Consider the following 13,819-nt stretch of genomic DNA (forward strand, 5'->3'; position numbering starts at 1 on the left):
CTCGAGTATACTTCGGTTTTTACGAAGTGATGGCCGCCATGCTCAATTACCGACAACTGCACTACTTCTGGGTGGTGGCCAAGACTGGCAGCATCGTGCGCGCCTGTGAGCAGCTTAACCTCACGCCCCAGACCATCAGCGGGCAGATCAGCCTGCTTGAGCAGACCTTTGGTGTCGCGCTGTTTCAGCGCGTCGGTCGCCAGTTGGAGCTGACTGAAGCCGGGCGCCAGGCTTTGCCGTATGCCGAGCAGATGTTCCAGACCGGTAATGAATTGGAAGCCATGCTGCGCGCACAACCCGACGAACAACAGATCCAGTTTCGCGTCGGGGTGGCGGACGTGGTGCCCAAATCCATCGTCTACCGGCTGATCGCGCCGACCATGGAGCTGAGCGAGCCGATCCGCATCACCTGCCGCGAGGACAAACTCGAACGCCTGCTGGCTGACCTGGCGATCCAGCGCCTGGACCTGGTGATTTCCGACAGCCCCATGCCGACGCACCTGGATATCAAAGGCTACAGCCAGAAGCTGGGAGAATGTGGCATCAGTTTTTTCGCCACCCAAGCCTTGGCTGACAGATATGGCGGCGATTTTCCACAGTGCCTGCACGGCGCACCGCTATTGATTCCGGGGGCGGAAACCGTCGTCCGCAGCCGTTTGCAGCGCTGGTTTGCCGAGCAACAGATTCAACCACGGATCATCGGTGAGTTCGATGACAGCGCCTTGATGCAGGCGTTTGGCCAGTCCGGCAGCGGGATCTTTATCGCTCCCAGCGTGATCGCCGATGAGGTGGTGCGCCAGTATGGCGTTGCACTGATTGGCCAGACCGTCGCGGTGACCGAATCCTTCTACGCGATCTCGGTGGAACGCAAGGTCAAGCACCCCGGTATCGTGGCGATTACCGAGGGGGCCAGACGCGAGTTGTTTACCACCCTGCCCTGACCACATGAATCAGGCACAGGTCGACACCGATTTCGCCGTCATCAGCCACAATGCCAGCAGGATCGACACCAGGATAAACCCGGACGCCGCAAAACCCAGGCTGCCCAGGCCGAGTGTGTCGATCACATGGCCGCCGACCAGCGCCCCCAGCCCGATCCCCAGATTGGCCCCGGCAATATTCAGCGATGCAGCAAACGCAGGCGCATGGGGCGCGGCTTTCATCAGCCGTACATGGCTGACCAGGAACATCGCCGCCTGGGTCACGCCCCACACCGCCATCGCTGCCGCCAGGCCGACAGTGGAGTGAATCGCCGGCACCAGTGCCACCATGCCGGCGATCATGAAGCCGCAGAACACCATGGACGCGATCAACGGATGGCGATCCACCGCGCGCCCACCCAATGAATTGCCAATCAGACCGACCGCGCCAAAGCCCATCAAGCACCAGCCCACCAACGTGCCATCGAACCCGGCCAGGCGCTCAAGGATGTCTGCCAGGTAGGTGTAAGCGGTGAACATGCCGCTGAATACCAGGATCGACAGCAGGATATGGCCCTGCATCAGCGGGTTGCGCAATATCTTGAATTGCGAGCGCAACGTCACTTCATCGTTCTTCGGCGCCGTCACTGGCAGGTAGATAAACAACAACAAGGCCTTGGCCACCGCCACCACCGCGAGAATGGCAAACGCGCTGCGCCAGCCGAACATGTCGGAAATCAGCGTGCCCACCGGAATGCCGAACACCGTGGCGCAGACGATACCGAAACCAATCTTCTCGATGGCGCGCCCAGCGAACTCGGGGCCGACGATGTCCACCGCCGTTTCACTGGCCAGGGCCCAGAACACCGGCAAACCCAGCGCCGGAATCAAACGCGCCACCGCCATCACCCAGATGTTCGGTGCCAGTGCCGCCACGGTATTCGCCACGCCAAACATGATCAAAATGCTGATAAACAGCCGCTTGCGTGGGAAACGCGCGCAATAGGCCGTCAGAAACGGGCCGAACGCCGCCACGGTGAACGCAAACAACGTCACCAGCAGCCCGGCCTGGGAAACGCTGACATTCAGGTCGCGGGCAATGGACGGCAACAGGCCGACAATGACGAATTCTGTGGTCAGCACAGTGAAGCCGGCAGCCGACAGCAGCAGGATAGGAAACAACATGAAAACTCCAGAAACAACGACATCAACGACAACCCGAAGGGCTCGCTGAAGGATAGGAAACGTGAGAGGCGAGAATCTTAACAGAGTCTGTCCGGCCAGGCGAAAACCTGAGAACGCGGGTGACGGAATGCCGCACCGGCAGGGACATTTCCTACAGCATGTTAGACTCCGCACCTGCTTCCCATACCCTTCCTGCTTGCAATGCTGCGCCCTACTAAAAAAACTAGAGACAACTGCTTATGACTGCTGCCCCTTCCCTCCTGCAACGACTCGCGCGCGTCAGCCTGGTCACGCAAATCGTCATTGGCCTGATCGCGGGCATTCTGCTGGCCTTGCTGCTGCCCGAGGCGGCGAAAACCACCGGGTTTATCGGCAAGGTGTTCGTCGCGGCGCTCAAGGCTGTGGCACCGATCCTGGTGTTTGTACTGGTGATGGCGTCGATCGCCAACCATAAGCATGGCCAGGAAACCCATATCAAACCGATTCTGTTCCTGTACCTGCTGGGCACGTTTGCCGCCGCCGTGGTCGCCGTGATCGCCAGCACACTGTTCCCCTCGCCGCTGGTGCTCGCTACCCACGATGCGACGGTCAGTGCCCCTGGTGGTATCGGCGAGGTGTTGCAAAGTTTGTTGCTGAGTGTGGTGGACAACCCGATCAGCGCACTGATGAATGCCAACTTCATCGGCATCCTGGCCTGGGCCATCGGCATGGGCATTGCCATTCGCCATGCGGGCGAAACCACCCGCACGGTACTGGATGACTTGTCCAACGGCGTCACGCTGATCGTACGCGTGGTGATCCGCTTTGCGCCGCTGGGCATTTTTGGCCTGGTGGCCTCGACCCTGGCCACTTCCGGTTTCGGCGCCCTGCTCGGCTATGCCCACCTGCTGGTGGTGCTGATCGGCTGCATGCTGTTTGTGGCGCTGGTGATCAACCCGGCCATCGTCTTCTGGAAACTGCGCCGCAACCCTTACCCGCTGGTGCTGCTGTGCCTGCGCGAAAGCGGCATCACCGCGTTCTTCACCCGCAGCTCGGCAGCGAATATCCCGGTCAACCTGGCGTTGAGCAAGCGCCTGGGCCTGCATGAAGACACCTACTCGGTGTCGATCCCGCTCGGTGCCACCATCAACATGGCCGGTGCCGCGATCACCATCACCGTGCTGACCCTGGCCGCCGTGCACACCTTGGGCATCGCCGTCGACCTGCCCACCGCCGTGCTGCTCAGCGTGGTTGCAGCCATCTGCGCCTGCGGCGCATCCGGCGTCGCGGGCGGTTCGTTGCTGTTGATCCCGCTGGCGTGCAGCCTGTTTGGCATTCCCAGTGAAATCGCCATGCAGGTAGTGGCCGTAGGCTTCATCATCGGCGTGCTGCAGGATTCGGCGGAAACAGCCCTCAATTCGTCCACTGATGTGCTGTTCACCGCAGCTGCATGCCTGGGCAAAGAAGAACAACCGGCTTAAACGCCGCGTATAAAAAAACCGGGGCGATTCTTGAATGAACCGCCCCGGTTTTTTTATGGGTGTTTAGAACGCGCCCATGTAGTCGCGCTTGCCCACTTCCACACCGTTGTGACGCAGCAAGGCGTAAGCCGTGGTGACGTGGAAGAAGAACTGCGGCAGGCCATAGGTCAGCAGGTAGGACTGGCCGCTGAAGCGCTTCTCTTTAGGCGTGCCTGGGCGAGTGATGATCTCGATGCCTTCCTTGCCGTCGATTTGCTCAGGCTTGAGGGTGTCGATAAACGCCAGGACCTTGGCGATCAGCGCTTGCAGGTCGGCGAAGGTGACTTCGTTATCTTCATATTTCGGCACTTCAATCTCGGCCAGGCGCGCGGAAACGCCCTTGGCGAAGTCGACGGCGATCTGCACCTGGCGTACCAGTTGGAACATGTCCGGGAACAGGCGCGCTTGCAGCAAGGCGTTGGGCTCGATGTTCTTGGCGGTGGCGTGGGCTTCGGCTTTGGTCAACACGCCGCTCAGGGCGGTGAGCATTTGCTTGAAGACTGGGATGGAAGCGGCGTACAGGGAAATAGTCATGGCTGTCTCGCGGTAATGGCAGGATTGGAACCAGCGGCGATTATAGCCATGCCCGTCGCTTGTCTTTTATTTTTTCAGGATTAGGCTAGGCAGTTCACTGCATAGGGAAAGCGCGATGACCGCCGAGCACGACACCGACCCCCCTGAGCCGCGCCTGAACAGCACGGAAATCCGCGTCTTGGGCTGCCTGATCGAAAAACAGGCGACCAACCCGGAAACCTATCCCCTGACCCTCAATGCCTTGGTCCTGGCCTGTAACCAGAAGACCAGCCGCGAGCCGGTGATGAACCTGAGCCAGGGCCAGGTCGGCCAAAGCCTGCGCGCGCTGGAAGGCCAAGGTTTTACCCGCCTGGTGATGGGCAGCCGCGCCGACCGCTGGGAGCATCGCGTGGACAAGGCGCTGGAACTGGTGCCGGCCCAGGTGATCCTGACCGGGCTGCTGTTTTTGCGCGGGCCGCAGACCGTCAATGAACTGCTCACCCGCAGCGGGCGCATGCATGATTTTGAAGATGCCGAACAGGTGGTGCATCAGCTTGAGCGCCTGATTGCGCGAGGGCTGGCGGTGTTGGTGCCGCGTCAGGCGGGCCAGCGCGAAGATCGCTACACCCATGCGCTGGGTGATCCGGCTGATATCGAATTGATACTCGCGGCGCGTGGCAGTCCGGTGGAGCGCGGGGCTGGGGTTTCGGTAGACCGCCTTGAAGAACTTGAAGCGCGGATCGCGGCGCTTGAAGAACGGCTGGCTCAGTTGGAAAAGGCCTGACGGCATCCTCGGTGTGAGGGAGCCTGCTCCCTCATCACAGGTTCAGCGCAAGGCGTTAAATAGCATCCCGGCGGCCACCAGTACGCACAGGCTGGCAAACCCGACCTGCAAGGTGCGCGCAGGGATGACCGAACACAGGCGTCGACCCGCCAACATGCCGACGATGCTTGCGCCGATAAATACCCAGCCCACCGGCTCGATACGCACTCCAGCATGAAACGCGCCAGCCACACCGACCAGTGAGAGCAGGCTGATCACCATCAGGGAGGTGGCGACAATCCCGCGCATCTGCACATCGGTCAGTTGCTTGAACGCCGGCACGATGAGGAAGCCGCCGCCCACGCCGAGCAAGCCCGATACAGCCCCTGTGACAGCGCCGAGGGCGGCCAGGGTCGCGCTGCATTTGGCGGTCCAGGCGAAGCGCCCGGTCTGCTGGTTGAGCATGCAGTTCTTCTGGCCCCAGGACGCAGTGCCATGGTCACTCGGCCCGGCCTCGCGCTTTTCGCGCTGCAACATGCGCCAGGCCACCAGCACCATCAACGTGCTGAACAGGCCCATCAACACCGCTTCCGGCAACTGGTGGGCGAGAAACACCCCCACTGGCGAAAACAGCGCGCCGAGCAAGGCAATCAGCAACGCGGCGCGGTAGCGCACCAAGCCATGGCGCAAACCGTCGATCGCCCCCACCGCTGCCGCCGCGCCGACGGCAAGCAGCGACACCGGCGCAGCCTGGGTCATGCTCATGCCCAAGCCCAGCACCAGCGCCGGCACGCCAAGGATGCCGCCACCCGCGCCCGTCAGGCCCATGACCAGGCCCATCAATAATCCCAACACACTGGCCAGCAGCATTCAGTCCACCTTGCTCAAATGGGTCAGCCACTCGCGGCCCTTGAGCATGCCGTTCCAGTAGAACCAGGGCAGCAAGGTGGCCTTGAGGAACCACATCGAACGTCGGGCCTGGGTCGGGTCCAGGGGAAAGGTCGGCAGCAACTTGCCGCCGTAGCCGAACTCGGCCAGCACCACCTTGCCCTTCTCCACCGTCAACGGGCACGAGCCGTAGCCGTCGTATTTGAGCGGCAGAGGCGCCTGCTTGCGCAGGGCCAGCAGATTCTCGGCGACCACCACGATCTGCTTGCGCACGGCGGCGGCGGTCTTGGCGTTGGTGGTGCCACATACATCACCCAGGCCGAAGATGTGCGGGTAGCGCAAGTGTTGCAGGCTATGGGGGTTCACTTCGCACCAGCCGGCAGCGTCAGCCAGTGGGCTTTGGCGGATGAAATCCGGGGACACTTGCGGTGGGACCACGTGCAGCAAGTCGAAGGATTTTTCTTCAACGCTGACACTGCCTTCGGCGTCTTTCACTTCGAACCAGGCCTTGCGGGCCGGGCCGTCGACTTTCACCAGGTTGGCGTTGAACGCCAGGCGGGCGTTGTATTTTTCCACGTACTTCATCAACGGCGGCACAAAGGTCGCCACGCCAAACAGTGCTGCACCGGCCAAGTTGAATTCCACGTCGATGTTGTTCAGAGTGCCCTGTTTTAGCCAGTGATCGCAGGACAGGTACATGGCCTTTTGCGGTGCACCCGCGCATTTGATCGGCATGGCCGGCTGGGTGAAGATCGCCTTGCCGCCCTTGAGTTGCTGCACCAGCTGCCAGGTGTAGGCCGCGTGCTCGTAGCTGTAGTTGGACGTCACGCCATGCTGGCCGAGGGTGTCCTGCAGCCCTTCGACTTTTTCCCAGGCCAGGCGCAGGCCGGGGCAGACGATCAGGTTGTTCCAGCTGACGCGCTGGCCGCTGTCGAGGACCAGGGTTTGCTCGTCCGGCAGCAGTTCGGTGACGGCGGCTTGAACCCAGGTGACGCCATTGGGCAGTACGTCGGCCAGGGGCCGGCGGGTCTTTTTGACGTCGTATGCGCCGCCGCCGACCAACGTCCAGGCAGGCTGGTAGCAATGGTATTCGCTCGGTTCGATCAGCGTGATATTCAGCTGGGAGTCGCGCTTGAGCAAGCTGGCCACCAGGCCGATGCCCGCCGAGCCGCCGCCGATGACAACGATATCGCCACTGATGGTTGGGCCCCAGTGTTGTTCGGTCATGGTCTATCGCCTTTTATCGTCAATGCACACAAGGGGCGTTGCCGTATGGCGTCACGTCCCGTTACAGGTCGATCCTTTGCCTCGGACCGTTTTTTTCCCTTAAGCTCGCAAGCCTATGTGGAAAACATCTCGAATGTAAGCCGCAATCCGCTACCAAGGACCGCCGCCATGCCCGCGTTGATTCAAGCCTTTCTGGATGAGGCATCGTCGACCTACACCTATGTCCTACATGAAGCGGATGATGGCCCCTGTGCCATCGTCGACTCGGTGCTCAATTACGACCCGGCCTCCGGGCGCACCGACACACGCCAGGCCGACAAAGTAATCGCCTATGTGCGTGAACATCGCTTGCAGGTGCAATGGCTGCTGGAAACCCATGCCCATGCCGATCACCTGTCCGCCGCGCCGTACTTGCGCCGCACGCTGGGCGGCAAGATCGCCATCGGTCAGTCCATCAGCAAAGTGCAGGGCGTGTTCAAGAACCTGTTCAACCTCGAACCGGAGTTTCGTGCCGACGGCTCGCAGTTCGATCACTTGTTTGCGCCGGATGAAATCTTTTATATCGGCAACATCAAGGCACAGGCCCTGCACGTGCCTGGGCATACGCCGGCGGACATGGCCTATTTGATCGACGATCGAATGATTCTGGTGGGTGACACGTTGTTCATGCCGGATGTGGGTACGGCGCGGTGTGATTTTCCCGGTGGGGATGCGCGGCAGCTGTATGCGTCGATGCGCACGTTGCTGGCCTTTCCTTTGGAGACCGAATTGTACGTATGCCACGACTACCCGCCTGAGGGGCGTGAGGCGAAATGCCTGACGACCGTGGCTGAGCAGCGCGCGGGTAACATTCATGTGCATGACGGGGTGGATGAGGCGGCATTTGTAGAGATGCGTACAACGCGCGATGCGGGGCTGGGGATGCCGACGTTGCTGTTGCCGGCGATCCAGGTGAACGTGCGAGCGGGGAATATGCCGCCGGCAGAGAGCAATGGGGTGACTTACCTGAAGATCCCACTCAATCAACTTTGAAATGTTTAACCCTGTGGGAGCTGGTTTGCCTGCGATAGCGGTGGGCCAGTTGGCTCACTTGCTACTGACACACCGCTTTCGCAGGCAAGCCAGCTCCCACATTTTGGACTGTGTTTGGTCAGTGAGATCGGTGGTGTTCAGGAACCCAGGTTGATGCCGTTGGCGGGTAGCGGCAGTGCGGTTTTGTAACGCACTTGCTTGAGGGCAAAGCTGGAGCGGATGTTGGCGACGCCTGGCACTTTGGTCAGGAAGTCCATCATGAAGCGTTCCAGTGACTGGATCGTCGGTACCAGCACGCGAATCAGGTAGTCCGGGTCGCCGGCCATCAGGTAGCACTCCATCACTTCAGGGCGGTCGGCGATTGCGCCTTCGAACTGTTGCAACGCCAGCTCATTCTGTTTTTCCAGGCTGACGTGGATGAACACGTTGACGTGCAGCCCCAGCAGGTCGGCGTCCAGCAAGGTCACCTGCTCGCGAATCAAGCCCAATTCCTCCATCGCCTTCACCCGGTTGAAACACGGCGTGGGCGACAGGTTGACCGAGCGGGCCAGGTCGGCGTTGGTGATGCGGGCGTTCTCCTGCAAGGCGTTGAGAATGCCGATATCAGTACGGTCCAGTTTGCGCATGAGACAAAATCACCTGTTTATTATGGTTATGCAGTTTTTTTATCCGCAAATGATCCCGAGCGCAATGAAACACAGATAAATATTCTTCTACGCCCCGCCTATGATTGTTGTAGGACAAGATTTCTCCTATCCGGAGACTGACTGTCAGCTAGCGCGCCCACTACAAGAAATTCACAAGATAGAGCGTAGAAAGCCATGACCCAGCAGTATGAACCACTGCGCCTGCACGTCCCTGAACCCTCGGGCCGCCCAGGCTGCAAGACCGACTTTACCTACCTGCGCCTGACCGACGCGGGCCTGGTGCGCAAACCCGCCATCGACGTAGAACCTGCCGACACCGCCGAACTCGCCAAAGGCCTGATCCGCGTGCTCGACGACCAGGGCCAGGCCCTGGGCCCGTGGGCCGAAGGTGTCCCCGTCGAGATCTTGCGCAAAGGCATGCGCGCCATGCTCAAGACGCGGATCTTCGACAACCGCATGGTGGTCGCCCAGCGTCAGAAAAAAATGTCGTTCTACATGCAAAGCCTTGGCGAAGAAGCCATCGGCAGCGCCCAGGCCCTGGCCTTGAACATCGACGACATGTGCTTCCCCACCTACCGCCAGCAAAGCATCCTGATGGCCCGCGACGTGCCACTGGTGGACCTGATCTGCCAACTGCTGTCCAACGAGCGTGACCCGCTCAAGGGTCGCCAGTTGCCGATCATGTATTCGGTAAAAGACGCCGGTTTCTTCACCATTTCCGGCAACCTCGCCACCCAATTCGTCCAAGGCGTGGGCTGGGGCATGGCCTCGGCGATCAAGGGCGATACCAAGATCGCCTCCGCCTGGATCGGCGACGGTGCCACCGCCGAGTCCGACTTCCACACGGCCCTCACCTTCGCCCACGTGTACCGCGCGCCGGTGATTCTCAACGTGGTGAATAACCAGTGGGCCATCTCCACCTTCCAGGCCATTGCCGGCGGTGAAGCCACAACGTTCGCCGGACGCGGCGTGGGTTGCGGTATCGCCTCCCTGCGCGTGGACGGTAACGACTTCATCGCGGTGTACGCCGCTTCCGCCTGGGCCGCCGAGCGTGCGCGCCGCAACCTCGGGCCGACGCTGATCGAGTGGGTCACCTACCGCGCGGGGCCGCACTCCACCTCTGATGATCCGTCGAAATACCGTCCAGCCGATGACTGGAGCCACTTCCCCCTGGGCGACCCGATTGCCCGCCTCAAGCAGCACTTGATCCGCATTGGCCAGTGGTCCGAAGAGGAACACGCGGTAATCAGTGCCGAACTTGAGGCCGAAGTGGTCAAGGCGCAGAAAGAAGCCGAACAGTACGGCACCCTCGCCGGCGGCCAGATTCCAAGCGCCGCGACCATGTTCGAAGACGTTTATAAAGAGATGCCGGAGCACTTGAAGCGCCAGCGTCAAGAGTTGGGGATCTGACATGAACGATCACAACAACAGTATTGAAGTGGAAACCGCCATGACCACCACTACCATGACCATGATCCAGGCGCTGCGCTCGGCCATGGACGTGATGCTTGAGCGTGATAACAACGTGGTGGTTTTCGGTCAGGACGTGGGCTATTTCGGCGGCGTATTCCGTTGCACCGAAGGCTTGCAGACCAAATACGGCAGCTCGCGCGTGTTTGACGCGCCGATCTCCGAAAGCGGCATTATCGGCGTGGCGGTGGGCATGGGTGCCTACGGCCTGCGCCCGGTCGCCGAGATCCAGTTCGCCGACTATGTCTACCCCGCCACCGACCAGATCATCTCCGAAGCCGCACGTCTGCGTTATCGCTCGGCCGGCCAGTTCACCGCACCGTTGACCATGCGCATGCCGTGTGGCGGCGGTATCTACGGTGGTCAGACCCACAGCCAAAGTATCGAAGCGGTGTTCACCCAAGTCTGTGGGTTGCGCACGGTCATGCCGTCCAACCCGTATGACGCCAAGGGTTTGCTGATCGCCTCCATCGAAAACGATGACCCGGTGATCTTCCTTGAGCCAAAACGCCTGTACAACGGCCCGTTCGATGGCCATCACGACCGCCCGGTAACCCCGTGGTCGAAACACCCGCAAGCGCAAGTCCCGGACGGTTATTACACCGTGCCGCTGGACGTGGCCGCCATCGTGCGTCCCGGCTCGGCCGTCACCGTGCTGACCTACGGCACCACCGTGTATGTGTCGCAAGTCGCCGCCGAAGAAACCGGCATCGACGCCGAAGTCATCGACCTGCGCAGCCTATGGCCACTGGACCTGGAAACCATCGTCAAGTCGGTGAAAAAGACCGGTCGTTGTGTGGTGGTGCACGAAGCCACCCGTACCTGCGGCTTTGGCGCCGAGCTGGTAGCGCTGGTTCAGGAGCATTGCTTCCACTACCTGGAAGCGCCGATCGAACGCGTGACCGGTTGGGACACCCCCTACCCGCACGCGCAGGAGTGGGCGTATTTCCCAGGCCCGTCCCGAGTGGGCGCGGCGTTGAAACGGGTCATGGAGGTCTGAATGGGCACGCACGTTATCAAGATGCCGGACATTGGCGAAGGCATCGCAGAAGTTGAATTGTCGGTTTGGCACGTGAAGGTCGGCGACATGGTCGTCGAAGACCAGGTGCTGGCGGATGTCATGACCGACAAGGCGATGGTGGATATCCCCTCGCCGGTGCATGGCAAGGTGATTTCCCTCGGCGGCGAGCCAGGCGAAGTCATGGCCGTAGGCAGTATCTTGATCAGTATTGAAGTGGAAGGTGCCGGCAACGCCAAGGAAGCGCCCGCCGCGAAGGAAGCGCCGAAGGCCGCCCCTGTGGTGGAGGCCAAGCCTGCGCCGGTGGCGGTTGAGAGCAAACCTGTACCGGTGATCGCGGCCCCGGCGCCTGTTGCCCGTGAAGCCGACGACCGCCCGCTGGCCTCCCCGGCTGTGCGCAAACACGCATTGGACGCCGGGATTCAGCTGCGCCTGGTCCAGGGCTCGGGCCCGGCGGGCCGGATTCTGCACGAAGATGTGGACGCTTACTTGCTCCAGGGTCCGACGCAAAATAAAAACGCAGCCAACCCCTACGCCGAACGCAACACCGAGGAACAGATCCCGGTGATCGGCATGCGCCGCAAGATCGCCCAGCGCATGCAGGACGCCACCCGGCGCGCCGCGCATTTCAGCTATGTGGAAGAGATCGACGTCACCGCCCTCGACGAGCTGCGTGTGCACCTCAACGAAAAACACGGCGCCACGCGCGGCAAGCTGACGTTGCTGCCATTCATCGTGCGCGCCATGGTTGTGGCCCTGCGTGACTTCCCACAGATCAATGCGCGCTACGACGACGAAGCCCAGGTCATCACCCGTCTCGGCGCGGTGCATGTGGGCGTCGCCACCCAGAGCGACGTCGGCTTGATGGTGCCGGTGGTACGTCACGCCGAAGCCCGCAGCCTGTGGGGCAATGCCGAGGAAATCGCACGCCTGGCCACCGCCGCGCGCAATGGCAAGGCCAGCCGCGATGAGCTGTCAGGTTCCACCATCACGTTGACCAGCCTGGGTGCACTCGGCGGCATCGTCAGCACGCCGGTCTTGAACCTGCCAGAAGTGGCCATCGTTGGCGTCAATCGCATCGTCGAACGGCCAATGGTGATCAAGGGCCAGATCGTGGTGCGCAAGATGATGAACCTCTCCAGCTCCTTCGATCACCGCGTGGTCGATGGCATGGACGCGGCGCAATTCATCCAGGCCATTCGTGGCCTGCTCGAACAACCCGCCAGCCTGTTTCTGGAGTAAGGCATGTCTCAGACCTTGAATACCACGCTGCTGATTATCGGCGGCGGCCCTGGCGGTTATGTGGCAGCGATTCGCGCCGGCCAACTGGGCATCCAGACCATCCTGGTGGAAGGCCAGGCGCTCGGCGGCACCTGCCTGAATATCGGCTGCATTCCGTCCAAGGCCTTGATCCACGTGGCCGAGCAATTCCAGCAAACCATCCACCACAGCCAGAGCTCGAAACTGGGCATTGAAGTGGATGTGCCGACCCTGGACATCCGCAAAAGCGTGGAATGGAAAGACGGCATCGTCGACCGCCTGACCACGGGCGTCGCTGCGCTATTGAAGAAACACAAGGTGCAAGTGATCCACGGCTGGGCCAAGGTGGTGGACGGCAAGACCGTCGACGTCGGCGACCAACGCATTCAGTGCGAACATCTATTGCTGGCCACCGGTTCGAAAAGCGTCAACTTGCCGATGCTGCCGATTGGCGGGCCGATCATCTCCTCCACCGAAGCCCTGGCGCCAACATGCGTGCCCAAGCGGCTGATCGTGGTAGGTGGGGGTTATATCGGGCTGGAGCTGGGCATTGCCTACCGCAAGCTCGGCGCCGAGGTCAGTGTGGTCGAGGCCCAGGACCGCATCCTGCCAGCCTATGACGCCGAACTGACCCAACCTGTGAATGAATCCCTCAAGCAACTGGGGGTAAAACTGTACCTCAAGCACAGCGTCACCGGTTTTGCGGACAACTGCCTGCAAGTGCGCGATCCGAATGGCGACACGTTGTCGCTGGAAACGGACCAGGTGCTGGTCGCCGTAGGCCGCAAACCCAATACCCAAGGCTGGAACCTCGAAGCGCTGAACCTGGACATGAACGGTGCGGCGATCAAGATCGACAACCACTGCCAGACCAGCATGCGCAACGTATGGGCCATCGGCGACCTGAGCGGCGAACCGATGCTTGCGCACCGCGCCATGGCTCAGGGCGAAATGGTGGCCGAACTGATCAGCGGTCAATCCCGCGAATTCAACCCGGCCGCGATCCCGGCGGTGTGCTTTACCGACCCGGAGCTGGTGGTGGTCGGCAAGACCCCAGACGAGGCCACGGCTGCCGGCCTGGACTGCATCGTGTCGAGCTTCCCGTTCGCCGCCAATGGCCGGGCCATGACCCTGGAGTCGAAAACCGGCTTCGTGCGCGTCGTTGCACGCCGTGACAATCATCTGATCGTCGGCTGGCAAGCGGTTGGCGTTGGCGTCTCGGAACTGTCCACCGCGTTCGGCCTGAGCCTGGAGATGGGCGCACGCCTGGAAGACGTTGCCGGCACCATCCACGCCCACCCGACCCTCGGCGAGGCCGTGCAGGAAGCCGCCTTAAGGGCCCTGGGCCACGCGCTACACCTGTAAAACCGCAGCGAGGCCATTGCAGGCAAGCCAGC

13 protein-coding genes are annotated in these 13,819 nt (G+C 61.4%); 8 read left to right on the plus strand and 5 right to left on the minus strand.

Annotated elements, in window-relative coordinates; translation table 11 throughout:
* Positions 1–38 precede the first annotated feature (38 nt).
* Entirely contained in the window at positions 39–941 is a 903-nt protein-coding gene (gene nhaR / locus BFP95_RS22175) for a transcriptional activator NhaR (RefSeq protein ID WP_065910742.1), read from the plus strand.
* A 9-nt stretch (positions 942–950) separates the two neighbouring features.
* On the opposite strand, the gene BFP95_RS22180 is transcribed toward nhaR, so the two are convergent.
* Positions 951–2,105, minus strand: a complete 1,155-nt coding sequence (locus BFP95_RS22180) for an MFS transporter (protein WP_065910695.1) — start codon at positions 2,103–2,105, stop codon at positions 951–953.
* A 239-nt stretch (positions 2,106–2,344) separates the two neighbouring features.
* On the opposite strand from BFP95_RS22180, the gene sstT reads away from it, so the two are divergent.
* On the plus strand, positions 2,345–3,565 hold the full coding sequence (sstT, locus tag BFP95_RS22185; RefSeq protein WP_065872341.1) for a serine/threonine transporter SstT: 1,221 nt from the start codon (positions 2,345–2,347) through the stop codon (positions 3,563–3,565).
* A gap of 63 nt (positions 3,566–3,628) precedes the next feature.
* On the opposite strand, the gene BFP95_RS22190 is transcribed toward sstT, so the two are convergent.
* Positions 3,629–4,138 carry a DUF1993 domain-containing protein gene (locus BFP95_RS22190; protein WP_065872342.1) on the minus strand — a complete coding sequence of 170 codons (510 nt, stop codon included), beginning with the start codon at positions 4,136–4,138 and terminating at the stop codon, positions 3,629–3,631.
* A gap of 115 nt (positions 4,139–4,253) precedes the next feature.
* Here BFP95_RS22190 and BFP95_RS22195 point away from each other — a divergent pair, with 115 nt between their 5' ends.
* Positions 4,254–4,901, plus strand: coding sequence for a YceH family protein (locus BFP95_RS22195; protein ID WP_065910696.1), 648 nt, complete (start codon positions 4,254–4,256; stop codon positions 4,899–4,901).
* 42 nt (positions 4,902–4,943) lie between these two features.
* On the opposite strand, the gene BFP95_RS22200 is transcribed toward BFP95_RS22195, so the two are convergent.
* Together BFP95_RS22200 and BFP95_RS22205 are read right to left on the minus strand one after the other, a co-directional pair.
* A complete protein-coding gene (locus BFP95_RS22200; RefSeq protein WP_065910697.1) occupies positions 4,944–5,750 on the minus strand; it encodes a sulfite exporter TauE/SafE family protein in 807 nt (268 codons plus the stop codon).
* A complete protein-coding gene (locus BFP95_RS22205; protein ID WP_065910698.1) occupies positions 5,751–6,995 on the minus strand; it encodes an NAD(P)/FAD-dependent oxidoreductase in 1,245 nt (414 codons plus the stop codon).
* A gap of 168 nt (positions 6,996–7,163) precedes the next feature.
* On the opposite strand from BFP95_RS22205, the gene BFP95_RS22210 reads away from it, so the two are divergent.
* Positions 7,164–8,027, plus strand: a complete 864-nt coding sequence (locus tag BFP95_RS22210) for an MBL fold metallo-hydrolase (protein ID WP_065872346.1) — start codon at positions 7,164–7,166, stop codon at positions 8,025–8,027.
* A gap of 137 nt (positions 8,028–8,164) precedes the next feature.
* Here BFP95_RS22210 and bkdR read toward each other — a convergent pair whose 3' ends face one another.
* Positions 8,165–8,653 (minus strand): Bkd operon transcriptional regulator BkdR, encoded by a 489-nt coding sequence (gene bkdR, locus BFP95_RS22215; protein ID WP_065872347.1) that lies wholly within the window; start codon positions 8,651–8,653, stop codon positions 8,165–8,167.
* Between the two features lie 195 nt (positions 8,654–8,848).
* Between bkdR and BFP95_RS22220 the strand changes: the two genes are divergently transcribed.
* Genes BFP95_RS22220 through lpdA form a run of 4 tightly spaced genes read left to right on the plus strand, consistent with a single transcriptional unit; the run spans position 8,849 to position 13,787 of the window.
* Complete coding sequence (locus BFP95_RS22220; RefSeq protein ID WP_065910699.1) at positions 8,849–10,084, plus strand: 3-methyl-2-oxobutanoate dehydrogenase (2-methylpropanoyl-transferring) subunit alpha; 1,236 nt, start codon at positions 8,849–8,851, stop codon at positions 10,082–10,084.
* A gap of 1 nt (position 10,085) precedes the next feature.
* Positions 10,086–11,144, plus strand: coding sequence for an alpha-ketoacid dehydrogenase subunit beta (locus BFP95_RS22225; RefSeq protein WP_065879992.1), 1,059 nt, complete (start codon positions 10,086–10,088; stop codon positions 11,142–11,144).
* The gene (locus BFP95_RS22230; RefSeq protein WP_065910700.1) at positions 11,145–12,404 is read left to right on the plus strand and encodes a dihydrolipoamide acetyltransferase family protein; all 1,260 of its coding nucleotides are present in this window, start codon (positions 11,145–11,147) and stop codon (positions 12,402–12,404) included.
* A gap of 3 nt (positions 12,405–12,407) precedes the next feature.
* Positions 12,408–13,787, plus strand: coding sequence for a dihydrolipoyl dehydrogenase (lpdA, locus tag BFP95_RS22235; protein WP_065910701.1), 1,380 nt, complete (start codon positions 12,408–12,410; stop codon positions 13,785–13,787).
* The last annotated feature ends 32 nt before the right edge of the window (positions 13,788–13,819 follow it).

This window comes from Pseudomonas sp. 58 R 12, from assembly GCF_900005865.1.
GTDB classification, from domain to species: domain Bacteria; phylum Pseudomonadota; class Gammaproteobacteria; order Pseudomonadales; family Pseudomonadaceae; genus Aquipseudomonas; species Aquipseudomonas tritici.

Excerpts from the sequence above, each read along its gene's own strand:
- BFP95_RS22230 (WP_065910700.1), top strand. The coding sequence starts at position 11,145 with ATGGGCACGCACGTTATCAAGATGCCGGACATTGGCGAAGGCATCGCA.
- BFP95_RS22225 (WP_065879992.1), top strand. The coding sequence starts at position 10,086 with ATGAACGATCACAACAACAGTATTGAAGTGGAAACCGCCATGACCACC.
- sstT (WP_065872341.1), top strand. The coding sequence starts at position 2,345 with ATGACTGCTGCCCCTTCCCTCCTGCAACGACTCGCGCGCGTCAGCCTG.
- lpdA (WP_065910701.1), top strand. The coding sequence starts at position 12,408 with ATGTCTCAGACCTTGAATACCACGCTGCTGATTATCGGCGGCGGCCCT.
- BFP95_RS22210 (WP_065872346.1), top strand. The coding sequence starts at position 7,164 with ATGCCCGCGTTGATTCAAGCCTTTCTGGATGAGGCATCGTCGACCTAC.
- BFP95_RS22195 (WP_065910696.1), top strand. The coding sequence starts at position 4,254 with ATGACCGCCGAGCACGACACCGACCCCCCTGAGCCGCGCCTGAACAGC.
- nhaR (WP_065910742.1), top strand. The coding sequence starts at position 39 with ATGCTCAATTACCGACAACTGCACTACTTCTGGGTGGTGGCCAAGACT.
- bkdR (WP_065872347.1), bottom strand. The coding sequence starts at position 8,653 with ATGCGCAAACTGGACCGTACTGATATCGGCATTCTCAACGCCTTGCAG.
- BFP95_RS22180 (WP_065910695.1), bottom strand. The coding sequence starts at position 2,105 with ATGTTGTTTCCTATCCTGCTGCTGTCGGCTGCCGGCTTCACTGTGCTG.
- BFP95_RS22190 (WP_065872342.1), bottom strand. The coding sequence starts at position 4,138 with ATGACTATTTCCCTGTACGCCGCTTCCATCCCAGTCTTCAAGCAAATG.
- BFP95_RS22200 (WP_065910697.1), bottom strand. The coding sequence starts at position 5,750 with ATGCTGCTGGCCAGTGTGTTGGGATTATTGATGGGCCTGGTCATGGGC.
- BFP95_RS22220 (WP_065910699.1), top strand. The coding sequence starts at position 8,849 with ATGACCCAGCAGTATGAACCACTGCGCCTGCACGTCCCTGAACCCTCG.
- BFP95_RS22205 (WP_065910698.1), bottom strand. The coding sequence starts at position 6,995 with ATGACCGAACAACACTGGGGCCCAACCATCAGTGGCGATATCGTTGTC.